Source organism: Pseudomonas lactis (genome assembly GCF_001439845.1).
GTDB lineage: Bacteria > Pseudomonadota > Gammaproteobacteria > Pseudomonadales > Pseudomonadaceae > Aquipseudomonas > Aquipseudomonas lactis.
This window is the reverse complement of the sequence record NZ_JYLO01000011.1, coordinates 40,973-63,636: the sequence shown is the minus strand read 5'-3', so window position 1 is coordinate 63,636 and position 22,664 is coordinate 40,973. Positions and strand designations below refer to the sequence as shown.

At 59.9% G+C, this 22,664-nt stretch carries 28 protein-coding genes; 11 read left to right on the top strand and 17 right to left on the bottom strand.

The features are described 5' to 3' along the window. Positions 1-3 precede the first annotated feature (3 nt). The 9 genes from hisD to TX24_RS19850 all read right to left on the bottom strand — a co-directional run bounded on the left by hisD (position 4) and on the right by TX24_RS19850 (position 6,975). Positions 4-1,320 carry a histidinol dehydrogenase gene (gene hisD / locus TX24_RS19890; protein WP_003188601.1) on the bottom strand — a complete coding sequence of 439 codons (1,317 nt, stop codon included), beginning with the start codon at positions 1,318-1,320 and terminating at the stop codon, positions 4-6. 128 nt (positions 1,321-1,448) lie between these two features. After that, a complete protein-coding gene (hisG, locus tag TX24_RS19885; protein WP_003188599.1) occupies positions 1,449-2,084 on the bottom strand; it encodes an ATP phosphoribosyltransferase in 636 nt (211 codons plus the stop codon). A 213-nt stretch (positions 2,085-2,297) separates the two neighbouring features. Further along, positions 2,298-3,563 carry a UDP-N-acetylglucosamine 1-carboxyvinyltransferase gene (gene murA, locus TX24_RS19880; RefSeq protein WP_057710934.1) on the bottom strand — a complete coding sequence of 422 codons (1,266 nt, stop codon included), beginning with the start codon at positions 3,561-3,563 and terminating at the stop codon, positions 2,298-2,300. 23 nt (positions 3,564-3,586) lie between these two features. Next, positions 3,587-3,826 carry a BolA family protein gene (locus TX24_RS19875; RefSeq protein WP_003188597.1) on the bottom strand — a complete coding sequence of 80 codons (240 nt, stop codon included), beginning with the start codon at positions 3,824-3,826 and terminating at the stop codon, positions 3,587-3,589. A 114-nt stretch (positions 3,827-3,940) separates the two neighbouring features. Continuing rightward, on the bottom strand, positions 3,941-4,246 hold the full coding sequence (locus TX24_RS19870) for an STAS domain-containing protein (protein ID WP_057710933.1): 306 nt from the start codon (positions 4,244-4,246) through the stop codon (positions 3,941-3,943). Beyond that, a complete protein-coding gene (locus TX24_RS19865; RefSeq protein WP_044271644.1) occupies positions 4,243-4,890 on the bottom strand; it encodes an MlaC/ttg2D family ABC transporter substrate-binding protein in 648 nt (215 codons plus the stop codon). The genes TX24_RS19870 and TX24_RS19865 overlap by 4 nt, the downstream gene beginning before the upstream one ends. A gap of 11 nt (positions 4,891-4,901) precedes the next feature. Next, positions 4,902-5,369: an outer membrane lipid asymmetry maintenance protein MlaD gene (gene mlaD / locus TX24_RS19860; RefSeq protein ID WP_057710932.1), complete on the bottom strand. Its 468-nt coding sequence runs from the start codon at positions 5,367-5,369 to the stop codon at positions 4,902-4,904. Continuing rightward, on the bottom strand, positions 5,369-6,166 hold the full coding sequence (mlaE, locus tag TX24_RS19855; RefSeq protein ID WP_003188592.1) for a lipid asymmetry maintenance ABC transporter permease subunit MlaE: 798 nt from the start codon (positions 6,164-6,166) through the stop codon (positions 5,369-5,371). Before mlaE ends, mlaD begins: the two co-directional genes overlap by 1 nt. Further along, complete coding sequence (locus TX24_RS19850) at positions 6,166-6,975, bottom strand: ATP-binding cassette domain-containing protein (protein WP_003188590.1); 810 nt, start codon at positions 6,973-6,975, stop codon at positions 6,166-6,168. Before TX24_RS19850 ends, mlaE begins: the two co-directional genes overlap by 1 nt. A gap of 310 nt (positions 6,976-7,285) precedes the next feature. Between TX24_RS19850 and TX24_RS19845 the strand changes: the two genes are divergently transcribed. The 10 genes from TX24_RS19845 (at position 7,286) to TX24_RS19800 (ending at position 14,294) form a co-directional block, all read left to right on the top strand. After that, positions 7,286-8,260, top strand: a complete 975-nt coding sequence (locus TX24_RS19845; protein WP_003188589.1) for a KpsF/GutQ family sugar-phosphate isomerase — start codon at positions 7,286-7,288, stop codon at positions 8,258-8,260. Further along, positions 8,261-8,785: a KdsC family phosphatase gene (locus tag TX24_RS19840; RefSeq protein WP_003188588.1), complete on the top strand. Its 525-nt coding sequence runs from the start codon at positions 8,261-8,263 to the stop codon at positions 8,783-8,785. Between the two features lie 8 nt (positions 8,786-8,793). Beyond that, a complete protein-coding gene (gene lptC / locus TX24_RS19835) occupies positions 8,794-9,366 on the top strand; it encodes an LPS export ABC transporter periplasmic protein LptC (protein WP_003188586.1) in 573 nt (190 codons plus the stop codon). Then, a complete protein-coding gene (lptA, locus tag TX24_RS19830; protein WP_003188584.1) occupies positions 9,353-9,886 on the top strand; it encodes a lipopolysaccharide transport periplasmic protein LptA in 534 nt (177 codons plus the stop codon). Before lptC ends, lptA begins: the two co-directional genes overlap by 14 nt. Continuing rightward, entirely contained in the window at positions 9,886-10,611 is a 726-nt protein-coding gene (gene lptB / locus TX24_RS19825) for an LPS export ABC transporter ATP-binding protein (protein ID WP_003188582.1), read from the top strand. Before lptA ends, lptB begins: the two co-directional genes overlap by 1 nt. Positions 10,612-10,795: 184 nt before the next feature. Continuing rightward, complete coding sequence (locus TX24_RS19820; protein ID WP_003188580.1) at positions 10,796-12,289, top strand: RNA polymerase factor sigma-54; 1,494 nt, start codon at positions 10,796-10,798, stop codon at positions 12,287-12,289. Positions 12,290-12,364: 75 nt separating this feature from the next. Beyond that, the gene (gene hpf / locus TX24_RS19815) at positions 12,365-12,670 is read left to right on the top strand and encodes a ribosome hibernation-promoting factor, HPF/YfiA family (protein WP_003171804.1); all 306 of its coding nucleotides are present in this window, start codon (positions 12,365-12,367) and stop codon (positions 12,668-12,670) included. A 10-nt stretch (positions 12,671-12,680) separates the two neighbouring features. After that, entirely contained in the window at positions 12,681-13,145 is a 465-nt protein-coding gene (gene ptsN, locus TX24_RS19810; RefSeq protein ID WP_003188579.1) for a PTS IIA-like nitrogen regulatory protein PtsN, read from the top strand. Positions 13,146-13,147: 2 nt separating this feature from the next. Next, the gene (gene rapZ / locus TX24_RS19805; protein WP_057710931.1) at positions 13,148-14,005 is read left to right on the top strand and encodes an RNase adapter RapZ; all 858 of its coding nucleotides are present in this window, start codon (positions 13,148-13,150) and stop codon (positions 14,003-14,005) included. 16 nt (positions 14,006-14,021) lie between these two features. Beyond that, the gene (locus TX24_RS19800; protein ID WP_003188577.1) at positions 14,022-14,294 is read left to right on the top strand and encodes an HPr family phosphocarrier protein; all 273 of its coding nucleotides are present in this window, start codon (positions 14,022-14,024) and stop codon (positions 14,292-14,294) included. A gap of 122 nt (positions 14,295-14,416) precedes the next feature. On the opposite strand, the gene TX24_RS19795 is transcribed toward TX24_RS19800, so the two are convergent. From TX24_RS19795 to pmbA, 6 genes are all read right to left on the bottom strand, one after another. Continuing rightward, positions 14,417-15,310: a ZIP family metal transporter gene (locus TX24_RS19795; RefSeq protein WP_057710930.1), complete on the bottom strand. Its 894-nt coding sequence runs from the start codon at positions 15,308-15,310 to the stop codon at positions 14,417-14,419. A gap of 32 nt (positions 15,311-15,342) precedes the next feature. Beyond that, a complete protein-coding gene (locus tag TX24_RS19790) occupies positions 15,343-15,954 on the bottom strand; it encodes a superoxide dismutase (protein ID WP_044271631.1) in 612 nt (203 codons plus the stop codon). 1 nt (position 15,955) lies between these two features. Continuing rightward, positions 15,956-16,384 carry a hypothetical protein gene (locus TX24_RS19785; protein ID WP_003188573.1) on the bottom strand — a complete coding sequence of 143 codons (429 nt, stop codon included), beginning with the start codon at positions 16,382-16,384 and terminating at the stop codon, positions 15,956-15,958. A gap of 27 nt (positions 16,385-16,411) precedes the next feature. Then, on the bottom strand, positions 16,412-17,788 hold the full coding sequence (locus TX24_RS19780; RefSeq protein ID WP_003188571.1) for a class II fumarate hydratase: 1,377 nt from the start codon (positions 17,786-17,788) through the stop codon (positions 16,412-16,414). After that, complete coding sequence (locus TX24_RS19775) at positions 17,781-18,176, bottom strand: hypothetical protein (RefSeq protein WP_003188570.1); 396 nt, start codon at positions 18,174-18,176, stop codon at positions 17,781-17,783. The genes TX24_RS19780 and TX24_RS19775 overlap by 8 nt, the downstream gene beginning before the upstream one ends. Positions 18,177-18,322: 146 nt before the next feature. After that, positions 18,323-19,669: a metalloprotease PmbA gene (pmbA, locus tag TX24_RS19770; protein WP_003188569.1), complete on the bottom strand. Its 1,347-nt coding sequence runs from the start codon at positions 19,667-19,669 to the stop codon at positions 18,323-18,325. A 108-nt stretch (positions 19,670-19,777) separates the two neighbouring features. On the opposite strand from pmbA, the gene yjgA reads away from it, so the two are divergent. Beyond that, a complete protein-coding gene (gene yjgA / locus TX24_RS19765; RefSeq protein ID WP_003188568.1) occupies positions 19,778-20,299 on the top strand; it encodes a ribosome biogenesis factor YjgA in 522 nt (173 codons plus the stop codon). A gap of 45 nt (positions 20,300-20,344) precedes the next feature. Here the strand turns inward: yjgA and tldD are convergent, their stop codons facing one another. Next, a complete protein-coding gene (gene tldD / locus TX24_RS19760; RefSeq protein WP_003188566.1) occupies positions 20,345-21,787 on the bottom strand; it encodes a metalloprotease TldD in 1,443 nt (480 codons plus the stop codon). Between the two features lie 16 nt (positions 21,788-21,803). Then, positions 21,804-22,652 (bottom strand): carbon-nitrogen hydrolase family protein, encoded by an 849-nt coding sequence (locus TX24_RS19755; RefSeq protein ID WP_003188564.1) that lies wholly within the window; start codon positions 22,650-22,652, stop codon positions 21,804-21,806. Positions 22,653-22,664: the final 12 nt, after the last annotated feature.

Below are 22,664 nucleotides of genomic sequence, written 5' to 3'. Positions count from 1 at the left end.
GCCTTACTCTCCCTTGACGATGCGGTATTCGGCGCTGCGTGCGTGCGCGCTGAGGGATTCACCACGGGCCAGCACCGAGGCGGTCTTGCCCAGCTCGGAAGCGCCTTGTGGCGAGCAGAAGATAATCGACGAGCGCTTCTGGAAGTCGTACACCCCCAGCGGCGACGAGAAACGTGCAGTGCCGGAGGTCGGCAACACGTGGTTGGGGCCGGCGCAGTAGTCGCCCAGGGCTTCGCTGGTGTGGCGGCCCATGAAGATCGCCCCGGCGTGACGGATCGACGGCAACCAGGCCTGTGGGTCCGCTACGGACAGCTCAAGATGCTCCGGTGCGATGCGGTTGGCCACTTCGATGGCCTGCTCCATGTCACGCACCAGAATCAGCGCACCACGGCCGTTGATCGACTTCTCGATGATCTCGGCACGCTCCATGGTCGGCAGCAGTTTATTGATGCTGGCGGCGACCTTGTCGAGGAACTCGGCATCGGGGCTGACCAGGATCGCCTGGGCGTCTTCATCGTGCTCCGCCTGGGAGAACAGGTCCATGGCGATCCAGTCCGGGTCGGTCTGGCCGTCACACACCACAAGGATTTCCGAGGGGCCGGCGATCATGTCGATACCGACCTGGCCAAACACATGGCGCTTGGCGGTGGCGACGTAGATATTGCCAGGGCCAACCACCTTGTCGACCTTCGGCACGCTTTCGGTGCCATAGGCCAGCGCTGCGACGGCCTGGGCGCCACCGATGGTGAACACGCGGTCGACGCCGGCGATGCAGGCGGCAGCCAGTACCAGCTCGTTGATTTCGCCACGCGGGGTCGGCACCACCATGACCACTTCGGTCACGCCGGCGACTTTGGCCGGGATGGCATTCATCAACACCGACGATGGGTACGACGCTTTACCGCCCGGCACGTACAGGCCGGCGCGGTCCAGTGGCGTGACCTTCTGGCCCAGCACCGTGCCGTCGGCCTCGGTGTAGCTCCAGGAGTCCTGCTTCTGTTTTTCGTGATAGCTGCGTACCCGCGCCGCTGCGACTTCCAGGGCTTCGCGCTGTGGCGCGGTGATGCGCGTCAGCGCCAGCTCCAGGCGTTCACGCGGCAGGATCAGGTCGGCCATGGACTTTACGTCCAGGCCGTCAAACTGGCGAGTGAAGTCCACCAGCGCCGCATCACCACGCTCGCGCACGGCCTTGATGATGTCGAGCACCCGCTGGTTGACCGAGTCGTCAGACACGCTTTCCCAGCTCAGCAGATGATCCAGATGATGGGCGAAATCCGGGTCGGCAGCGTTGAGTCGGGCAATTGCAGTGGACGTGGTCATAGCGAGGGCCTCAATAGAATTGGCAAAAACTCAGGCGCCCTAAACTAGCAGTCGTTTCCGCTTGGGCACCTGAGAATTCTGGCTATGAGGCGGATAGACGGGCGTAGCTCTTCAGCTACGCGGGTGAGTCAACCGCGGTGTCGAGACTCCACTGCCTTGCGCAGGGTGTCGATCAACGCCTGAATACGGGCATGCTGCATCTTCATCGATGCTTTGTTGACGATCAGGCGGGAGCTGATGTCAGCGATAAAATCCTGGGGTTCCAGACCGTTGGCACGCAGGGTGTTGCCGGTGTCGACCACGTCGATGATCTTGTCGGCCAGGCCGATCAGCGGTGCCAGCTCCATGGAGCCGTAGAGCTTGATGATATCGACCTGACGACCTTGTTCGGCGTAGTAGCGCTTGGCAACGTTGACGAACTTGGTGGCGACCCGTAGGCGGCCCTTGGGCTCGACGTCACCGACGCGGCCGGCGGTCATCAGTTTGCACAGGGCGATGCGCAGGTCCAGGGGCTCGTACAGGCCCTGGCCGCCGTATTCCATCAGCACGTCCTTGCCGGCAACACCCAGGTCGGCGGCGCCATGTTCAACGTAGGTCGGCACGTCGGTAGCCCGCACGATCAGCAGGCGCACGTCGTCCTGGGTCGTGGGGATGATCAGCTTGCGGCTCTTGTCCGGATTCTCGGTCGGCACGATGCCCGCTTCAGCCAGAAGCGGCAACGTGTCGTCAAGGATGCGGCCCTTGGACAGTGCGATGGTCAACATGGGAAATGTCAGTCCTTCATCAGGCTATTGCTGTCCGGTCACAAACGGCGCCAGACACAGATCGAGGCCATGACAGCCTCGATGTGAAACAAACCAGTGCTTGTAGGAGCGAGCTTGCTCGCAAAGAACGTCAACGATAACGCGTTTATTCAGAGTCAACGCGGTGCACATGAGGCCTTCGCGAGCAAGCTCGCTCCTACAGGGCAGCGGGGACTAGCCCGGTACGCGGCGGATTTTTGCGCCGAGCATCTGCAGTTTCTCTTCGATGCACTCGTAACCACGGTCTATGTGGTAGATGCGGTCGATCAGGGTGTCGCCTTCGGCGCACAGTGCCGAGATTACCAGGCTGGCCGAAGCACGCAGGTCGGTGGCCATGACTGGCGCGCCCTTGAGCTTGTCGATCCCGGTGACGATGGCGGTGTTGCCTTCGACCTGGATCTTGGCGCCCATGCGGTGCAGTTCATACACGTGCATGAAGCGGTTTTCGAAGATGGTCTCGATCACAGCACCGGTGCCTTCGGCAATCGCGTTCAGGGAGATGAACTGCGCTTGCATGTCGGTCGGGAACGCCGGGTACGGAGCGGTACGCACGTTGACGGCTTTTGGCCGCTTGCCGTGCATGTTCAGCTCGATCCAGTCTTCGCCGGTGGTGATCTCTGCGCCGGCTTCCTTGAGTTTTTCCAGGACGGCTTCCAGGATGGTCGGATCGGTGTCCTTGACCTTCACACGACCACCGGTCACGGCAGCGGCAACCAGGTAGGTGCCGGTCTCGATGCGGTCAGGCATGACTTTGTAGGTGGTGGTGTGCAGACGCTCTACCCCATCAATAGTGATGGTGTCGGTACCAGCGCCGGAAACCTTCGCGCCCATGGCGTTGAGGAAGTTGGCCAGGTCGACCACTTCCGGCTCGCGCGCGGCGTTCTGCAGCACGCTGCGACCGTTGGCCAGGGCAGCAGCCATCATGATGTTCTCGGTACCGGTCACACTGACGGTATCAAAGAAGAAGTTCGCGCCCCGCAGGCCGCCTTCTGGCGCCTTGGCCTTGATGTAGCCGCCTTCGACGTCGATGACTGCGCCCATGGCCTCAAGGCCACGGATGTGCAGGTCGACCGGACGCGAACCAATGGCGCAACCGCCAGGCAAGGCTACTTCGGCTTCGCCGAAACGGGCAACCATCGGGCCCAGCACCAGGATCGACGCACGCATGGTTTTCACCAGTTCGTACGGGGCAATCAGGGTCTTGATGGTACGTGGGTCAATTTCGACGGCCAGTTTCTCGTCGATCACCGGCTCAATGCCCATGCGACCGAACAGCTCGATCATGGTGGTGATGTCGTGCAGGTGCGGCAGGTTGGCCACAGTCACCGGGCCATCGCACAGCAGGGTCGCTGCCAGGATCGGCAAGGCGGAGTTTTTCGCACCGGAAATGCGGATCTCGCCATCAAGGCGGGCACCGCCGGTAATAATCAATTTATCCATAAGAATCTCGACGCCTTGGGGGCTCAGGTGCGCTCGGCCCAGGCCGCGCGGCTGAAAAATTTCATAGTGACCGCATGGATGCTGCCATCGGTGATCCATGGGTTCAAATGGGCATAGATCTGCTGCTGACGCTTGACCGGGCTCAATGCCGCCAGTTCATCGCTAATCACGTTCAGCTGGAAATTGCAGCCTTCGCCTTCAACTTCTACAGTCGTTTCCGGCAGCTTTCCTTCAAGGAAGCTCTTAACTTCTAGGGCCTGCATGCTCAACCTCTATCGGCGCCCAGTGCGCACGGGTCGCACATCATACAAAAAAGCCCCGCGCCTGCGAACCCCGCATAGCAGGACTCTGACGGGGGGCTTTTCTAATAATGTGTATTAAGGATGCGCCAGCAGTTCGGTCAAACCGGAAACTTCGGCAATTTCACGCATGTCTTCCGGCAACGAACGGATGCTGACCGGTTTTTTCTCCGCCTCGGCATCACGCATGAAGCACAGCAACAACGACAGGCCGACACTGCTGGACTTGGTCACCGCCGAGCAATCGAGCACCAGTTCTGGCGCCTTGCTGGCCTTGATCAGCGCCTGGCCCTGCTTGCGCAGGTCAGGCCCGGTGCGGTAATCCAGCACGCCGCTGAGGAACAGCTCGCCGGCGTCGCCGATACGAACAGCCGACTCGGTCATTGCGCAGGCTTCCCGGCAGCTTTGTCGGTTTCTTCCTTGGCCTTGGCCACTTCACCGGCCCAACCATTGATGGTCTTGTCCAGGTCGTTGCCATTGCGCTGCATCGCGTCAGCGAACTGGTCACGGAACAGCTTGCCGATGTTGATACCGTTGATGATCACGTTGCGCAGTTTCCACTCGCCGTCGATCTTCGTCAGGGTGTAGGACACTGGGTACACGGCGCCATTGCTGCCGGAGACTTTCATCCCGACTTCGGCACGGTCGCCAGTCTCGTCCTTGGCCGGGTCAACGATAATGCCCTGGTTGTTGTACTCCAGCAGGGCGTTACCGTAGAACTGGAACAGGCCCTTCTTGAAGTTCTCCTGGAACGTCTTCATCTGCGCAGGCGTAGCCTTGCGCGAATACTTGACCGTCATGATGCTTTTGGAAATACCTTCAGCATCGACCACAGGGCCAACGATGGCGTCGAGCGCACTGTAGAACTTGGAAGGGTCTTGCTTGTACTGTTCTTTGTTAGCCTTGAGGTCAGCCAGCATTCTGCTGGTGGTGTCCTGCACCAAATCGTGGGCAGAACCTGCCGCGTTGGCCATCATCGGCAATGCTGCAAGCAGTACCAGCAGGCCACGTCGCAAGGTAGAGATCATGAACAGATTCCTCATTTGGCGTCTTTATTGACCGTATTGAGCAAAAATTTTCCGATCAGGTCTTCAAGCACCAGCGACGACTGTGTGTCGTGGATGGTCGAACCATCCTTGAGCAGGGCTGTTTCCCCGCCCACGCTGACACCGATGTACTTCTCGCCCAGCAACCCCGCAGTGAGGATAGATGCTGTGGAGTCAATCGGCAGATTATCCACCTTCTTGTCCAGTTGCATCGTCACCCGACCGGTAAAGCTGTCGCGGTCCAGATCGATTGCCGTGACCTTGCCGATGGTGACACCGGCCATGGTCACTTTGGATCTGACCGTCAAACCGGCGATATTGTCGAAGTACGCGTAAAGTTTATAGGTATCGGCGGTAGGGCTGGCCGAAAGGCCGCTGACTCGCAGGGCCAACAACAGTAAAGCCAGGATGCCAGCCAGCAAGAAAAGGCCGACACCGATTTCCACAGTGCGGTTTTGCATCAGAAATCTCCAAACATCAAGGCGGTCAAAATGAAGTCAAGGCCCAGTACCGCCAGCGAGGCGTACACAACGGTCTTGGTAGTGGCACGGCTGATCCCCTCTGAAGTGGGCTCGCAGTCATAGCCTTGGAATACGGCAATCCAGGTCACCACAAAGGCAAAGACAATGCTCTTTATGATGCCGTTGAGCACGTCACCGGTGAAGGTCACGCTGTTTTGCATGTTGGCCCAGTAGGAGCCGTCGTAGACCCCCAGCCAGTCAACCGCCACCCACGAACCGCCCCAGATACCCACCACGCTGAAGATCATCGCCAGCAACGGCAGGGAAATGAAGCCGGCCCACAGGCGCGGGGCAACAATGTACTTGAGCGGGTCCACGCCGATCATTTCCAGGCTGGACAGCTGCTCGGTGGACTTCATATTGCCGATTTCAGCCGTCAGCGCCGAACCTGCACGCCCCGCGAACAACAAGGCGGTGACCACGGGGCCAAGCTCACGCAACAGAGTCAGGGCCACCATCTGCCCTACCGCCTGCTCCGAGCCGTAGCTGGACAGGATATTGAAACCCTGCAGCGCCAGCACCATGCCGATGAACACGCCGGAGACCACGATGATCACCAGGGACATCACCCCCACCGAGTGCAGCTGCTTGACCAGCAGGCCAAAGCCGCCGCCGATGCCGCCGCGCCCCAGCAAGGCGTGGAACAGGAAAATGGTCGAACGCCCCAGCACTTCGACGATGTCGATGCCCGAGCGACCGAAAAGGCGAACCTTCTCGATAAGAGATGTCTTGCGCATCAGCGCTTCCCCAGAAGATCTGAGCGGTAGTCCGCTGCCGGAAAGTGAAAAGGCACCGGGCCATCGGGGTTGCCGGTCATGAATTGGCGAATGCGCGGGTTATCGGCGTTCATCAACTCTTCAGGCGTACCCTGCCCCAGCACCTGACCATCACCTACTACATAGAGGTAGTCGGCAATGCTCGCGGTTTCGGCCAGGTCGTGGGACACCACGATACTGGTGATCCCCAATGCATCGTTGAGCAGGCGGATCAGGCGCACCAACACGCCCATGGCGATCGGGTCCTGGCCCACGAATGGCTCGTCGTACATGAGGATCTGTGGGTCGAGGGCGATGGCCCGTGCCAGGGCGACACGGCGCTTCATGCCGCCGGACAACTCGTCCGGCATCAGGTCGATGGCACCGCGAAGGCCCACGGCCTGCAGTTTCAGCAACACGATGTCACGAATCATCTCGTCGGACAGCTGGGTGTGCACCCGCAGCGGGAAGGCCACGTTTTCGAACACATCGAGGTCGGTGAACAGCGCGCCGCTCTGGAACAGCACGCCCATGTGCTTGCGCGCATCGAACAGATCGCTGCGCGACAGCGTCGGCAGGTTCTGGCCGTTGACCCACACTTCCCCGGCACTGGGGCGCAATTGCATGCCCATCAGGCGCAACAGGGTGGTCTTGCCGCAACCGGAAGGCCCCATGATGCCCGTGACCTTGCCGCGAGGAATGCGAATATCGACGTTATTGAAGATGCTGCGCGTCCCGCGCTTGAAGGTAAGACCCTTCAGCTCGACCGCGTAGGCGTTATCGGCACTCATCTAATCTCCTTGGGATGCAGCCTTTCACTCAGACACCATGTGTGCGACTTTGGTTTTCAACTGATGCGCAATAGTAAGGCACATGGGTTGGGCGGACCGAACTGGCGGCGAACTATATCACTGCTGGTGCAGAGCGCCCAAGGCCGGAACAGCGCTGGTTCAGATTTGAGACAGGGAAAAAACGTTGCTTGCTATGTTACCGAAGGTGCTTTTCAGTTATCCCGCGCACAAAGCCTGACGAACTTGCGTGAGGGAATCGATCATTACCGCTATAATCGCCGACTTTTCGTCAGGCTATACGATTTCAGACATGAGCCAATCCAGCGACCTTATTCAATCCGCACAACGCACCATACGCCTTGAGCTTGAAGCCGTAGAAGGCTTGCTGGCGCATATCGACGCGGATTTCGTGCGCGCCTGCGAGATGATTCTGGCCAGCAAGGGCCGCGTTGTGGTGGTCGGCATGGGCAAGTCCGGCCACATTGGCAACAAGATCGCCGCGACCTTGGCGAGCACCGGGACCACGGCGTTTTTCGTGCACCCGGCCGAAGCCAGCCACGGCGACATGGGCATGATCACCAAGGATGACGTGATTTTGGCGCTGTCCAACTCCGGCACCACCAACGAAATCGTGACCCTGTTGCCGCTGATCAAGCGCCTGGGCATCCAGATGATCAGCCTCACAGGCAACCCTGAGTCAACGCTGGCCAAGGCCGCCGACGTCAACCTGAACGTGCACGTGGCCCACGAGGCCTGCCCGCTGAACCTGGCGCCCACCTCCTCCACCACCGCCGCACTGGTGATGGGCGATGCCCTGGCGGTGGCACTGCTGGAGGCTCGCGGGTTTACCGCTGAAGACTTCGCGTTTTCCCATCCCGGTGGTGCACTGGGCCGTCGCCTGTTGCTGAAAGTGGAAAATGTGATGCACAGCGGCACAGAATTGCCGAGCGTTCCACGCGGCACCCTGCTGCGGGATGCGCTGATGGAAATGACCCGCAAGGGCTTGGGCATGACCGCCATCGTCGAGACCGATGGTCGGCTGGCCGGGATCTTCACCGACGGCGACCTGCGTCGCACCCTGGACCGCACCATTGATATCCACACCGCCACCATCGACGCCGTGATGACCCCTCACGGCAAGACCGCGCGCGCCGAAATGCTCGCGGCTGAAGCGTTGAAGATCATGGAGGACCACCGGATAGGCGCACTGATCGTGGTCGACCACGATGATCGGCCGATCGGGGCCCTTAACCTTGGCGACTTGCTGCGCGCAGGAGTGATGTAAATGACCAGCGACCTGATGCAACGCGGTAAAAACATCAAACTGGCGATTTTCGACGTTGACGGCGTGCTGACGGATGGCCGCCTGTACTTCCTCGAAGACGGCAGCGAATTCAAGACCTTCAACACCCTCGACGGCCAAGGCATCAAGATGCTGATGGCAGCGGGCGTGCAAACCGCAATTATCAGCGGTCGAAAAACACCGGTTGTGGAACGCCGCGCACAAAACCTCGGTATTCCTCACCTGTATCAGGGCCGCGAGGATAAACTGGTGGTGCTGGACGAGCTTCTTGGCCAACTCAACCTAAGCTATGAACAGGTCGCCTATCTGGGCGACGACCTGCCAGACCTGCCGGTGATTCGCCGGGTGGGCCTGGGCATGGCCGTCGCGAATGCCGCAGCGTTTGTGCGCGAACACGCCCATGGCATCACCACCGCCCGTGGCGGCGAAGGTGCCGCCCGCGAGTTCTGCGAGTTGATCCTGCGTGCCCAGGGCAGTCTTGAAGCGGCCCACGCCGCCTACCTATAGAGCGTTATATGCTGAGCAAAAAGATTCGCAACTTCCTGTTATTCGGGGTCATCGCCGCGCTGCTCCTGGCGGTGGGCTACTGGAATATCAGCCCGGAGCGCTTTCTCGACAAGCCTGTTGCGCAGGTTGACGAAGGCCTTATCGACTATTACGCCACCAATGCCTACAGCATTCAGTACCTGCCCGACGGCAAGGTGCAGTATGAATTGACGTCGGACAAGGTCGAACACTTGAAGGTAGCCGACGTTAGCCTGCTGACCAATCCGGACCTGAACCTGTATCGCGGCACCGAATTTCCCTGGCACGTCACCAGCAAGCGTGGCGAAGTGAACGCGGACGGCACCGAAGTTGAACTGATCGACTCGGTTCGCGTCGCACGTACAGACGCGCAGAACCGCGACACCATCATTACCAGCAGTCGCATGACCGTATTCCCACAGAAGCAATATGCGCAGACCGAGCAAGACGTTAGAATCGACGGCGCTGGCGGTGTATCGACTGGCAAGGGAATGAAAGCGTATTTGAAAGAAAGCAGGATACACCTGCTATCGAACGTAAGAGGACAGTATGAGGCTCGTTAAAACCCTCCCTATTTTGCTCGGTCTGGGCGCAGCACTGGGAAGCGTGAGCGCCTGGGCTCTGCCGAACGATAGCCAGCAACCGATCCACATCTCGGCTGACGATGCGCAGCTCGATGACAAGAAAGGTGTCGCCACCTACACCGGCGGCGTAATCATCACCCAAGGGTCGATGAAGATAACCGGCAACACGGTGACCCTGACGCGCACCCCGGCAGGCGACATTGACGTGGTGACGTCGGTGGGCAACCTGGCTTATTTCGAGCAGAAACAGTCCGCCACCGACACCGGCCCGATGAAGGGCTACGGCAAGACTATCCAGTATCACGCCCAGCAGAATCGCATCGTACTGATTGACCAGGCCAAGGTGCTGAGCCCGGACGGCAACTCCACGGAAGGTGAAAAAATCACCTATGACACCGTGAAGCAGATCGCTAACGCCGGTCGCGCCAACGGCAACAAGGTCACCGCACCCCGCCCACGCATCGACATGGTTATCCAGCCGAAGAAGAAGGCCGAGTAATGGCAACCCTGAAAGCCCAGCATCTGGCCAAGGCCTATAAAAGCCGCCAGGTGGTACGCGACGTCAGCCTGTCGATCGACAGCGGCCAGATCGTCGGCCTGCTAGGCCCTAACGGTGCCGGCAAAACCACCTGCTTCTATATGATCGTCGGGCTGGTCCAGGCAGACCAGGGTCGTGTATTGATCGACGACCTGGACGTCAGCCACCAACCCATGCACGGCCGTGCACGGGCAGGTATCGGCTATCTTCCCCAGGAAGCGTCGATCTTCCGCAAACTGTCGGTAGCCGACAACATCATGGCGATCCTCGAGACCCGCAAGGAACTTGATCGCGATGGCCGCCGCCAGGAGCTGGAAAGCCTGTTGCAGGAATTCCACATCAACCACATTCGCGACAACCTCGGCATGAGCTTGTCCGGTGGTGAGCGTCGCCGCGTGGAAATCGCTCGCGCCCTGGCGACTGCGCCGAAATTCATCCTGCTGGATGAACCCTTCGCCGGTGTCGACCCGATTTCGGTGGGTGACATCAAGCAGATCATCCATCACCTCAAGGCCAAGGGCATTGGGGTGCTGATCACGGACCACAACGTACGCGAGACCCTGGATATCTGCGAAACCGCTTATATCGTCAACGATGGTCAACTGATTGCCGAAGGCGATGCCGAGACAATCCTGGCTAACGAGCTGGTGAAGGAAGTGTACCTGGGTCACGAGTTCCGCCTGTAAACACAGGGGTATCGCGCTTTTCCCTTGAGCGCGCGGGAGTCAATAGAAACCTCGGTTTTTTTATTGTTACCGCGCTCTAGGCAAAGGCCCCGAGATCAGGCATATAATTTGCTTATGTTTGGCGCTCACGCGCCCTGTCGTGGATGGCGCATTGCGCCGGCGAATAAGGTGTTAAGCCCCTGCCATGAAACCATCGCTAGTCCTGAGAATGGGCCAGCAGCTGACGATGACACCGCAGCTGCAACAGGCCATCCGCCTGCTCCAATTGTCGACCCTGGACCTGCAACAGGAAATCCAGGAGGCCTTGGAGTCCAATCCGATGCTCGAACGCCAGGAAGAAGGCGACGACTTCGACAACGCAGATCCGCTGGCCGACAACATCGAGCAAAAACCCAATCCCGACGTGCAGGAACCCTCCTATCAGGAAACCGCCCCGACGGTGGACAACCTGGAGGAAGGCGACTGGAATGAACGCATTCCCAACGAGCTTCCCGTGGACACCGCATGGGAAGACGTCTACCAGACCAGCGCCAGCAGCCTGCCGAGCAACGATGACGACGAGTGGGACTTCACCACCCGTACGTCGGTGGGCGAGAGCCTGCAGAGCCACTTGTTGTGGCAACTGAACCTGGCGCCGATGTCCGATACCGATCGCCTGATCGCGGTCACCCTGATCGACTGCATCAACAACCAGGGCTACCTGGACGAAACCCTCGACGAGATCCTCGAGGCCTTCGACCCGGAACTGGACATCGAACTGGACGAAATCGAAGCCGTCCTGCACCGCATCCAGCAATTCGAACCCGCCGGCATTGGTGCCCGCACGCTCAGCGAGTGCCTGTTGCTGCAACTGCGCCAACTGCCGGCCAAGACGCCATGGCTCACCGAAGCGCAACGGCTGGTCAGTGACTACATCGACCTGTTGGGCAGTCGCGACTACAGCCAACTGATGCGCCGCATGAAGCTCAAGGAAGATGACTTGCGCCAGGTCATCGAGCTGGTGCAAAGCCTCAACCCGCGTCCGGGCTCGCAGATCGAATCCAGCGAAGCCGAATACGTGGTCCCCGACGTCATCGTGCGCAAGGACAACGAACGCTGGCTGGTGGAGCTGAACCAGGAGTCGGTACCGCGTCTGCGGGTCAACCCGCAGTACGCCGGTTTTGTGCGCCGCGCTGACACCAGCGCCGATAACACCTTCATGCGCAACCAGTTGCAGGAAGCGCGGTGGTTCATCAAGAGCCTGCAAAGCCGCAACGAAACCCTGATGAAAGTCGCGACCCAGATCGTCGAGCACCAGCGCGGTTTCCTGGAATACGGCGACGAGGCCATGAAGCCTCTGGTGCTGCACGACATCGCCGAAGCCGTCGGTATGCACGAATCGACGATTTCCCGGGTCACCACGCAGAAATTCATGCATACCCCACGGGGTATTTATGAGCTGAAATACTTTTTCTCCAGCCACGTCAGCACCTCCGAAGGCGGCGAATGCTCGTCCACGGCGATCCGCGCGATCATCAAAAAACTGGTTGCCGCGGAAAATCAGAAAAAGCCGTTGAGTGACAGCAAGATCGCTGGTTTACTGGAGGCACAAGGCATTCAGGTCGCCCGTCGAACCGTCGCCAAGTACCGCGAGTCCCTAGGGATCGCGCCTTCCAGCGAGCGTAAGCGTTTGATGTGACGGGCGGGCCACAGCGTTCCAGTGGTGGGTATTCCTGCCCACCGCTTTATGCACTGGCAACGAAGGAGAAGCTGTATGCAAGTCAACATCAGTGGACACCAGCTGGAAGTCACCAAGCCCCTGCGTGAATACACCGAGAGCAAACTGAACAAGCTTGCGGGGCATTTTGACAAGATCACCAACGTGCAGGTCATCATGGAGGTCGATAAGCTCAAGCAGAAAATCGAGGCCACCCTGCACGTACCGAATGCCAAGCTCGTCGCCAATGCGGAACATGAAGATATGTACGCGGCAATCGACTCGCTCTACGACAAGCTCGACCGCCAACTCATAAAGCATAAGGAAAAGAATCTGCACCTGATGCAAGGTACAGGTCGTTAACTCTCCCCCCATGATCCGACTTGAAACCATCCTGACCCCCGGCCGTTCCCTCGTGAACGTGCCGGGCGGCAGTAAAAAGCGCGCCCTCGAACAAATTGCCAACCTGATCAGCAGCCAAGTGCCTGAGCTGGAGATGCAAGATGTTTTCGAAGCCCTGATCGCCCGTGAAAAACTCGGCTCGACCGGTTTTGGCAACGGCATCGCCATTCCTCACTGCCGTCTCGAAGGCTGCGATACCCCGGTCAGCGCTCTGCTGCACTTGGAAAAACCCATCGACTTCGACGCCATCGACGGTGCCCCGGTTGACCTGCTGTTCGTTCTGCTGGTCCCGCAAGCCGCCACCGATGCGCACCTGGAACTGCTCCGGCAGATCGCCAGCATGCTGGACCGCAAGGATGTACGCGACAAACTGCGCAGCGCCTCCAGCAATGAAGCGTTGTACCAAGTTGTCCTGGATGAACAAAACGGGCAGTAATCATGCGTTTGATCATCGTCAGCGGTCGCTCCGGCTCGGGTAAGAGCACCGCCCTCAATGTGCTTGAGGACAACGGCTTCTATTGCATCGACAACCTGCCAGCCGGCCTGCTGCCAGAGCTGGCGGAACGTGCATTGATCCATACCGAATTGGCACAGCCACTTGTGGCTGTCTCGATTGATGCGCGCAACCTGCCCAGCCACCTCTCGCGGTTCCCGGAACTGCTGGAAGAAGTGCGTGTCAAGCACATTCATTGCGATGTGCTGTACCTGGATGCCGACGAAGAAACCCTGCTCAAGCGGTTCTCCGAAACCCGTCGACGCCACCCCCTCAGCAGTGCCAACCGCTCTCTGGCCGAAGCCATCGAGGACGAGACCAAACTGCTGGGGCCGATCATTGACCTGGCCGACCTGAAGATCAACACCACCAACCTGAACCTGTATCAGCTTCGCGATGCGATCAAGCTGCGCCTGCTGAACCAGCCTGAGCCGGGGACGGCGTTTCTGGTCGAGTCGTTTGGCTTCAAGCGCGGCATGCCGGTAGACGCCGACCTAGTGTTCGATGTTCGCTGCCTGCCCAATCCTTACTGGAAGCCGGAATTACGTGATCAGTCGGGGCTGGACCAGCCTGTGGTCGACTACCTGGCCGCACAACCGGACGTAGAAGAGATGTTCCAGGATATCTCCAGCTACCTGCTCAAATGGTTGCCGCGCTTTGCCGCCAGCAATCGGGCCTATGTCACCATTGCCATTGGCTGCACCGGCGGCCACCACCGCTCGGTCTATTTGACTGAACGGCTGGGCCAGGTGCTGCAACAAACCCTCAAGAACGTCCAGGTTCGCCACCGCGACCTGAGTTGAAAGGAACACCTGCGCGATGCCTGCTCTGGAAATTGAAATCATCAACAAGCTGGGCCTGCACGCCCGGGCGTCGGCTAAATTCGTTGGAGTGGCCGGGCAGTTCCCCTGCCAGATCCGTGCTGGGCGTACGCCAGAGTCCATGGTCGATGGCAAGAGCATCATGGCGATGATGATGTTGGCGGCCGGGAAAGGCACCAAGATCCACCTGAGCACCGAAGGTGAGCAAGAAGACGAAGCAATGGCCGCGCTGGTCGAGTTGATCAACAACTACTTCGACGAAGGCGAGTAACCCCTACTGTAGGAGCGAACTTGCTCGCGAAAAACGTCAACGATAACGCGGGCATCGTTGTTTAACGCGGTGCTCTTGCGTTCTTCGCGAGCAAGCTCGCTCCTACATAGATAAAGCCATCCTCAGCCCAACGCCGTATCCATCACCATCATCAGGCAAAACCCGAGGCACAGCCCAAGGCTGGCGAGCTTTTCATGGCCATTGCGGCGCGATTCGGGGATGACTTCATGAGTCACTACCAGCAACATTGCCCCGGCGGCCAGCGCCAGACCCAACGGCAACAACACTTCTGCAAGGCTCACCAGCCATGCGCAAAGCACCGCAAATACCGGTTCAACCAAGCCCGATGCAGCGCCAATCAGGAAGGCCTTGACCCGCGACATTCCCGCTCCCGCCAATACCAACGCAATCACCAGCCCTTCGGGGACATCCTGCAGGGCAATGCCCATGGCGAGGCTGTCGGCATCCGTCATGCCTCCGCCCGCAGAAACACCCACAGCCATGCCTTCAGGAATGTTGTGCGCAATGATGGCAAACACGAATAACCAAATACGCGGCGGGATAACCGGTTTATCCGGTGTACCCACCAGCATTTCCGGGCTGGCGCCGGAAACTTTGCGGTCCACAAGGTACAGGCCGAACGCCCCGAGCATGATGCCGAAGCTGATCAGGCCACCGGCGCCCCAGGGCGACAGCCCCAGGCTTTCAGCAGCCGCGATACCCGGCACGACCAGGGAAAACGCGGTCGCCGCCAGCATCACACCAGCCCCAAAGCCCAGCAGGGTATCGCTCAGCGCCATCGGCATGCGCCGAATCACCAACACCGGCACCGCCCCCAGCGCGGTGCCGAGCGCGCAGATCGCCCCGCCCTGCAAAGCACGCAGAATGCGCGGTTCCAGGTTCAACCAGGCCAGCCCATGGGCCACCAATAACGCAGTACCTGCCAATAGCAGCAGCGTGCCAAACGCATAACGAAACATTCGTACGCTACCGATCGCCAGTGTTTGAGTGCCCATAGTCGGCCTTAGATCTTGTTATGGAGTGAGTGTCAGGCCAAGGCCGCCTGATAGCGCGCGGCAACTTCCGGCCAGTTGATGACGCTGTAAAAGGCATTGATGTACTCGGGTCGTCGGTTTTGATATTGCAGGTAGTAAGCGTGTTCCCAGACGTCCAGACCGAGGATGGGTGTATTGCCGCTCATCAGCGGGCTGTCCTGGTTGCCGCTGCTTTCCACCACCAGCGTTTTCTGCGGCGTAACGCTCAACCAGGCCCAGCCGCTGCCGAAACGCGTCAACGCCGCCTTGGTGAACGCCTCCTTGAAGCTGTCGAAACCACCCAATTGCTCGTCGATAGCCTTACCCAACGCGCCCTCGGGTTTGCCTCCCCCTGTAGGTGACATGACCGCCCAGAACAACGAGTGGTTCGCATGCCCGCCTCCTTGGTTGACCACGGCAGCGCGTAATTTCTCCGGCAATGTTTGGACGCTGGACACCAGCTTCTCCACCGGCCAGCCGGCGAACTCAGTGCCCTCGACCGCAGCATTGAGGTTATTGATGTAGGTCTGGTGGTGCTTGGTGTAGTGAATTTCCATGGTTTGCGCGTCGATATGCGGCTCGAGGGCGTCGTAGGCGTAAGGCAAGGCCGGCAAGGTATAGGTCATATCAATGTGCTCCATAGTGGGACGTGGACGTTGGCGTCGCAGCACTGCCCAGCAGCCGATGAGTGCGTGGGTATTCGCCGTGATCGCTGATGAAATTCAGCAGCTCGACGTAGGTCTTGCTGCTCTGGCGCAGCGCGGCCTCGCGCAATGACGGGCTGAGGCGCGGGTCCTGCATGGTCTGCAAAAGGCGCTGATGAATAGCGCACAGGTATTCCGCGCTTTCCTCAGGCTGGTTCAGACGCAAGTGCAGGTCTGCCAGGTTGTGATGGGAAATGACGCAAGCGGCCACCGCTTCGTCAGCATCCGCCCAGCGTTCGAACAACACTTGGGCCAGGGCCAGGGCTTGCAGATAGGCCTCGCGAGCGTCAACCAGCTCACCCGCCATAAAGCAGCGATTGGCCCGTTCGATCGTGCGTTTCCAGTGCTCCATGGTGAGCCTCCAAAGCAGGGTCGTTGATTACACGCCGCCAGCCGTGAGCTTTTCCGGGTCCAGCAGGACTTCCAGTTGGCTGCGCGGCAGGTCGGTGTGTTCGAGGGCGACCTCGATCACCGGGCGGCCTTGCTGATACGCCTTCTTGGCGATTTCAGCGGCTTTCTGGTAGCCGATGATCGGGTTAAGTGCGGTGACCAGGATCGGATTGCGTGACAGCGCTTCCTTGAGCTTGGGTTCGTTGACCTTGAAGCTGGCAATGGCCTTGTCCGCCAGCAACCGGCTGGCATTGGCCAGCAACTCCAGGCTGCTGAGCAGGTTCTGGGCAATGATCGGCAGCATCACATTCAGCTCGAAGTTGCCCGATTGGCCGGCCACGGTGATCACTGTGTCATTGCCGATGACCTGGGCAGCCACCATGGCGGTCGCTTCCGGGATGACCGGATTGACCTTGCCCGGCATGATCGACGAGCCCGGCTGCAGCGCCTCCAGTTCGATTTCACCGAGGCCAGCCAATGGGCCGGAGTTCATCCAGCGCAGGTCATTGGCGATCTTCATCAGTGACACCGCCGTGGCTTTCAACTGGCCAGAGACTGCAACGGCGGTGTCCTGGGAGCCAATCAGCGCGAACAGGTTCTTGCCAGGGGTGAACTTCACCCCGGTCAAAAGGCTCAGTTGCTGGCTGAAGCGCCCGGCAAACTCGGGGTGCGCGTTGATCCCGGTACCGACCGCCGTGCCGCCCTGTGCCAGTGCTTGCAGCGCCGGCAGCAGGTCCTGCAAGTGGCCGATATTGGCCTTGAGCTGCTGCGCCCAGCCGTTGAGCACCTGGCTCATGCGCACCGGCATGGCGTCCATCAAATGCGTGCGGCCGGTCTTGATGAACGGGTGAACTGCCTCGGCTTTTTGCTCGATGACCTGCACCAGATGCAGCAGGGCCGGCAGCGTTTGCTCATGCAGCACCAACGCGGCACTGACGTGGATGGTGGTGGGGATGATGTCGTTGCTGCTCTGGCCGCAATTCACATGATCGTTGGGGTTAACCGCCTCGCCCAGCAAACGGCTGGCAAGCGTCGCGATCACTTCATTGGCGTTCATGTTGGAGCTGGTGCCGGAGCCGGTCTGGAAGATATCCACCGGGAAGTGTTGCATGTAGTCGCCTTCCAGCAGGCCTTGGGCGGCATCGACAATGGCCTTGCCCTGCCCTTCGCTGATTTGCTTGAGGTCGACGTTGACCCTCGCGGCGGCGGTCTTGGCCAGGATCAGGGCGCGGATGAATTGCGCCGGCATGGGTTGATGACTGATCGGAAAGTTGTTCACCGCACGCTGTGTTTGTGCGCCATACAAAGCTTCTTGCGGCACATGCAGTTCGCCCATGCTGTCGCGTTCGATACGGGTGTTACTCATCATTAGATCCTTGCACCAAGTCAGAAACGGAAATCGAAGGCAGTAATTCGCAGCTCGCCAATTGCCAGGCAAAGGTCTGCCAGCGCTTGAGGCGGCAGGCACAGTGGGAGAGTTTTTCCAGGTCGCGCAGTGGCCGCCAGGCCTGGTCCAGGCACAGGGAGCGCCAATGCCAGGGCAAGGCGACATCAGCGGCGGTGTCGATCAGCAAGCGGAATGAGGTTTCGGCGATCGTCCACGGATGGGTTGCGGTGCAACACGCCAAGTACCGACCTTCGTTCAGGTAATGCTCGATCAGGCGGGGTTCATTGGGATCCAGGCCACAGCGAATCTGGCGGCTCATCCAACGCCAGCTTTCCAGATAGGGATCCTCATGCAGGACAGAACTCATGAGCCACACTCACTCGGTAATGATATTTATTATTAAATGATATTGAGAATCAAAACAAGAGTGGCCTATTGATCCTGCGAAAAGAGCTGCAATAAAAAAGGCGCGCCATCTTGCGATGGCGCGCCTTTTGAGGACGTGCTGGAGGATTAGCTGCCAGCGACCGTCATGCGTTCGATCAGCACCGAACCCGTACGGATATTGCTGCGCAGTTCCAGGTCGTTACCCACGGCAACGATCTGCTTGAACATATCGCGCATATTGCCGGCGATGGTCACTTCCTGGACGGCGAACTGAATTTCGCCGTTCTCCACCCAGAAGCCCGCCGCACCGCGCGAGTAGTCACCGGTGACCATGTTCAGGCCATGGCCCATCAATTCAGTCACCAGCAACCCACGCCCCATACGCCGCAACAACGCGGCCTGGTCTTCATCGCCATGGGTCACGAACAGGTTATGAACGCCGCCCGCGTTGGCGGTACTGGGCAGGCCCAACTTGCGACCGGCATAAGTGCCCAGCACATAAGACACTAGCTCACCTTTCTCGACAAACGGCTTGGCATAGGTCGCCAAGCCATCGCCGTCGAACGACGAACTGCCCATGGCGCGCATCAAATGCGGGCGCTCGTCGATGGTCAGCCACTCAGGAAACAGCTTCTGGCCGATGGCGCCTTCCAGGAACGAAGACTTGCGATACAGGTTGCCTCCGGAAATCGCCCCCAGGAAGCTGCCGAATAAACCACCGGCCAACTCTGCGGAAAACAGCACAGGCACTTCGCAGGTCGGCACCGGGCGCGCGCCCAGGCGGCTCGCAGCCCGTTGCGCCGCACGCTGGCCAATGCTTGCAGGGTCTGCCAGTAAATCGCCTTGGCGGTTTACGTCGTACCAGTAATCACGCTGCATCTGCCCGTTGGCTTCGGCAATCATCACGCAACTGAGGCTGTGACGCGTGGAGGCATAACCACCGATAAAGCCATGGCTGTTGCCGTAGACGCGACAACCCTGATGGGTGCTCAAGGTGGTGCCGTCCGCATTCTTGATGCGGGCATCGGCATCGAAGGCTGCCGCTTCGCAGGTCAGCGCCAGCTCGATGGCTTGCTCAGGGGTGATATCCCAGGCATGGAACAGGTCAAAATCCTGCACCTCCTTGGCCATCAGCGCCTTGTCGGCCAGGCCCGAGCTTTCATCCTCGGAGGTGTGCTTGGCAATCGCCAGTGCTGCGGCGACGGTCTCGCGAATTGCCTCAGGGCCACTGGCGGAAGTGCTGGCCGAGCCTTTGCGCTGGCCCGCATACAAGGTAATGCCAAACCCTTGGTCACGATTGAATTCAACCGTTTCCACTTCCCGCTGGCGCACCGAAGTCGACAACCCTTGCTCCAGCGACACCGCCACTTCACAGGCGCTGGCCCCCTGACGCTTGGCCTCGGCAAGGATCTGCTCGACTTGTTCCTGCAGTGCCGGTAACGCTTGTGGACCGACGCTTTGGGCTGCACTCATGGTTTTCTCCACTCAAATTCTGCTTTCGGTAATGGCCATCGAGCGACCGGGCCGGACAAGCGGCCCCCGACTGGTTATCATGGCGGCGTTTCTTTGCGGACTGCCACCATGGTTGATTCTTACGACGACTCCCTCGATGGGGAGAAAAGCAAAACCCAGGTCAAACGCGAGCTGCATGCTCTGGTTGACCTTGGCGAGCGCCTTACAACGCTCAAAAAGGATTTGGTTGCCAAACTGCCACTGACCGACGAAATGCGTCGGGCCCTGGCGGATGCGCCCAAGCACACCGCGAATATCGCGCGTAAACGGCACATCTCGTTTATCGGCAAACTGATGCGCGATCAAGACATTGACGCCATTCTGACTTTGCTCGATCAAACCGATGCCTCCACTCGCCAGTACAACGAACGCTTCCACAACCTGGAACGTTGGCGTGACCGCCTGATCTCGGGCGATGACGCGGTGCTGGAGAAATTCGTACTGGACTACCCGGACGCGGACCGCCAGCAATTGCGCTCCCTGATCCGTCAGGCTCAGCACGAGCTGGCGCATAACAAGGCGCCAGCCACCAGCCGTAAAATCTTCAAGTACATCCGTGAGCTGGACGAGACTCAACGCGGCCTGCGCTGATCCTCTTCCCCGGGTGGCGGTCTTCGCCACCCGAAGCTCCGGTTCCTACGATCCCGTGCCACCCACGGTAATCGCATCAATTTTCAAGGTTGGCTGGCCGACACCTACCGGCACCGACTGCCCATCCTTGCCGCACGTGCCCACGCCGCTGTCCAGCGACAGGTCGTTACCGACCATCGACACTTTGCTCATGGCTTCCGGCCCGTTACCAATCAACGTCGCCCCTTTGACCGGCGCGGTAATCTTGCCGTCTTCGATCAGGTACGCCTCGCTGGTGGAGAACACGAACTTGCCGCTGGTGATATCAACCTGGCCGCCGCCGAGGTTGGCGCAGTAGATACCGCGTTTGACCGAGGCAATGATTTCTGCCGGATCGCTTTGGCCACCGAGCATGTAGGTGTTGGTCATACGCGGCATTGGCAGGTGCGCATAGGATTCACGGCGACCATTACCGGTGCGCGCCACGCCCATCAGGCGGGCGTTGAGCTTATCTTGCATGTAGCCCTTGAGCACGCCGTTCTCGATCAGGGTGGTGCATTCGGTCGGCGTACCTTCGTCATCGACACTCAGCGAACCACGGCGGCCGGCCAGGGTGCCGTCATCGACAATGGTGCACAGCTTGGACGCAACCATTTCGCCCATGCGCCCGCTATAGGCGGAACTGCCCTTGCGGTTGAAATCGCCTTCCAGGCCATGGCCCACGGCTTCGTGGAGCAACACGCCAGACCAACCCGAGCCCAGCACCACCGGCAAGGTGCCGGCCGGTGCCGGTATCGCCTCCAGGTTGACCAATGCCTGGCGCAGCGCCTCACGGGCATAGCCCATGGCACGGTCGTCAGCGAGGAAATAACGGTAGTCGGTGCGCCCGCCGCCGCCATGGCCACCGCGCTCGCGGCGCCCGTTCTGTTCGACGATCACGCTCACATTGAAACGCACCAGCGGCCGCACATCCGCCGCCAGCCCACCGTCGGTGGACGCCACGAGGATGCGCTCCCACACGCCGGCCATGCTTACGGTCACTTGCTGGATACGCGGGTCCAGAGCGCGGGTAGCTGCGTCGATACGCTTGAGCAGCTCGACTTTTTCCGCACGGCTGATCACTTCCAAGGGGTTATCCGGCGCATACAACTGGGCCACGTCCTGGGTACTGAATGCCTGCACCGTGCCATTCTGGCCGGCACGGGAAATCGAACGGGCGGCACGCGCCGCCAGGCCCAAGGCCTCCAGGGTGATCGCATTGCTGTAGGCAAAGCCGGTCTTCTCACCCGATTGCGCGCGAACGCCTACGCCCTGGTCAAGGTTGAAACTGCCTTCCTTGACGATCCCATCTTCCAGCGCCCATGACTCGGAAATCTGCCCCTGGAAATACAGGTCAGCCGCATCGATACCCGGCCCGGCCAGATCGCCGAGCACGGTTTGCAGGCTTTCGATGGTCACGCCACCGGGTGCCAGGAGGTGATCACTGACTGAGGACAACAACTCGCTCATAGGTTTGGCCTTAAATTCATCGTTCTGAAGCAGGCCGCTGCGCGCCCTGCGAGAAAAAGCGCCGGTGATTGGCCACCGGCATGCGCGCCCGTATCGACGCCTGTTCACTGCTATCGCGTTCGGCCAGTAACACCGCTTCGCCTTGATCCTGTTGCGCCAGCACTCGGCCCCAAGGGTCGACAATCGCTGCGTGGCCAAAAGTTTCCCGTGGCCCTGGATGCACACCACCCTGGGCGGCCGCCAGCAAGTAGCACTGGGTTTCAATGGCCCGCGCACGAATAAGCACATCCCAGTGCGCAGCCCCGGTCACCGCCGTGAAAGCCGAAGGCGCGGTAATCAGTTCAGCCCCCGCCGCGCGCAACTCGCTGTACAGCTCCGGGAAACGCAGGTCGTAACACACCGTCAACCCCACACGGCCCACCGGCGTATCCGCCACCACCACCTGGTTACCGAAAGCATAGTCGTCAGATTCGCGATAACGACCGCGAGCATCCGCTACGTCCACATCAAACAGATGGAGTTTGTCGTAGCGAGCGACGATTTCACCCTGATCGTTGATCAGCAGCGAGCAAGCATTGGGTTTGGCGTGGGGCTGGTCCTGGGGCGGCAACGGCAATGTGCCGGCCACTATCCATAAGGTGAGGTCGCGGGCGGCCTGTTTCAACCAGGGCAGCACAGGCCCTTGGCCCAACGCCTCGGCGCGGCCAATGTCGGCCACATCGCGGCGCCCCATGGCGGCGAAATTCTCTGGCAGCACCGCGAGTTTCGCGCCGCCGGCCGCCGCCTGTTCCAGCAGGCGACGCGCCTGGGCGAGGTTGGCCAGCACGTCACTCTGGCTGACCATTTGAATTACCGCAAAGGACATGGGCCGACACTC

Coding starts and splice junctions, on each gene's coding strand:
- TX24_RS19795 (WP_057710930.1), bottom strand. CDS start 15,310: ATGGGCACTCAAACACTGGCGATCGGTAGCGTACGAATGTTTCGTTAT.
- rapZ (WP_057710931.1), top strand. CDS start 13,148: ATGCGTTTGATCATCGTCAGCGGTCGCTCCGGCTCGGGTAAGAGCACC.
- TX24_RS19785 (WP_003188573.1), bottom strand. CDS start 16,384: ATGGAGCACTGGAAACGCACGATCGAACGGGCCAATCGCTGCTTTATG.
- mlaE (WP_003188592.1), bottom strand. CDS start 6,166: ATGCGCAAGACATCTCTTATCGAGAAGGTTCGCCTTTTCGGTCGCTCG.
- yjgA (WP_003188568.1), top strand. CDS start 19,778: ATGGTTGATTCTTACGACGACTCCCTCGATGGGGAGAAAAGCAAAACC.
- hisD (WP_003188601.1), bottom strand. CDS start 1,320: ATGACCACGTCCACTGCAATTGCCCGACTCAACGCTGCCGACCCGGAT.
- TX24_RS19845 (WP_003188589.1), top strand. CDS start 7,286: ATGAGCCAATCCAGCGACCTTATTCAATCCGCACAACGCACCATACGC.
- TX24_RS19875 (WP_003188597.1), bottom strand. CDS start 3,826: ATGCAGGCCCTAGAAGTTAAGAGCTTCCTTGAAGGAAAGCTGCCGGAA.
- hpf (WP_003171804.1), top strand. CDS start 12,365: ATGCAAGTCAACATCAGTGGACACCAGCTGGAAGTCACCAAGCCCCTG.
- TX24_RS19870 (WP_057710933.1), bottom strand. CDS start 4,246: ATGACCGAGTCGGCTGTTCGTATCGGCGACGCCGGCGAGCTGTTCCTC.
- TX24_RS19820 (WP_003188580.1), top strand. CDS start 10,796: ATGAAACCATCGCTAGTCCTGAGAATGGGCCAGCAGCTGACGATGACA.
- ptsN (WP_003188579.1), top strand. CDS start 12,681: ATGATCCGACTTGAAACCATCCTGACCCCCGGCCGTTCCCTCGTGAAC.
- TX24_RS19755 (WP_003188564.1), bottom strand. CDS start 22,652: ATGTCCTTTGCGGTAATTCAAATGGTCAGCCAGAGTGACGTGCTGGCC.
- TX24_RS19800 (WP_003188577.1), top strand. CDS start 14,022: ATGCCTGCTCTGGAAATTGAAATCATCAACAAGCTGGGCCTGCACGCC.
- lptC (WP_003188586.1), top strand. CDS start 8,794: ATGCTGAGCAAAAAGATTCGCAACTTCCTGTTATTCGGGGTCATCGCC.
- TX24_RS19775 (WP_003188570.1), bottom strand. CDS start 18,176: ATGAGTTCTGTCCTGCATGAGGATCCCTATCTGGAAAGCTGGCGTTGG.
- TX24_RS19865 (WP_044271644.1), bottom strand. CDS start 4,890: ATGATCTCTACCTTGCGACGTGGCCTGCTGGTACTGCTTGCAGCATTG.
- mlaD (WP_057710932.1), bottom strand. CDS start 5,369: ATGCAAAACCGCACTGTGGAAATCGGTGTCGGCCTTTTCTTGCTGGCT.
- TX24_RS19780 (WP_003188571.1), bottom strand. CDS start 17,788: ATGAGTAACACCCGTATCGAACGCGACAGCATGGGCGAACTGCATGTG.
- TX24_RS19840 (WP_003188588.1), top strand. CDS start 8,261: ATGACCAGCGACCTGATGCAACGCGGTAAAAACATCAAACTGGCGATT.
- lptA (WP_003188584.1), top strand. CDS start 9,353: ATGAGGCTCGTTAAAACCCTCCCTATTTTGCTCGGTCTGGGCGCAGCA.
- murA (WP_057710934.1), bottom strand. CDS start 3,563: ATGGATAAATTGATTATTACCGGCGGTGCCCGCCTTGATGGCGAGATC.
- TX24_RS19850 (WP_003188590.1), bottom strand. CDS start 6,975: ATGAGTGCCGATAACGCCTACGCGGTCGAGCTGAAGGGTCTTACCTTC.
- TX24_RS19790 (WP_044271631.1), bottom strand. CDS start 15,954: ATGACCTATACCTTGCCGGCCTTGCCTTACGCCTACGACGCCCTCGAG.
- hisG (WP_003188599.1), bottom strand. CDS start 2,084: ATGTTGACCATCGCACTGTCCAAGGGCCGCATCCTTGACGACACGTTG.
- tldD (WP_003188566.1), bottom strand. CDS start 21,787: ATGAGCGAGTTGTTGTCCTCAGTCAGTGATCACCTCCTGGCACCCGGT.
- pmbA (WP_003188569.1), bottom strand. CDS start 19,669: ATGAGTGCAGCCCAAAGCGTCGGTCCACAAGCGTTACCGGCACTGCAG.
- lptB (WP_003188582.1), top strand. CDS start 9,886: ATGGCAACCCTGAAAGCCCAGCATCTGGCCAAGGCCTATAAAAGCCGC.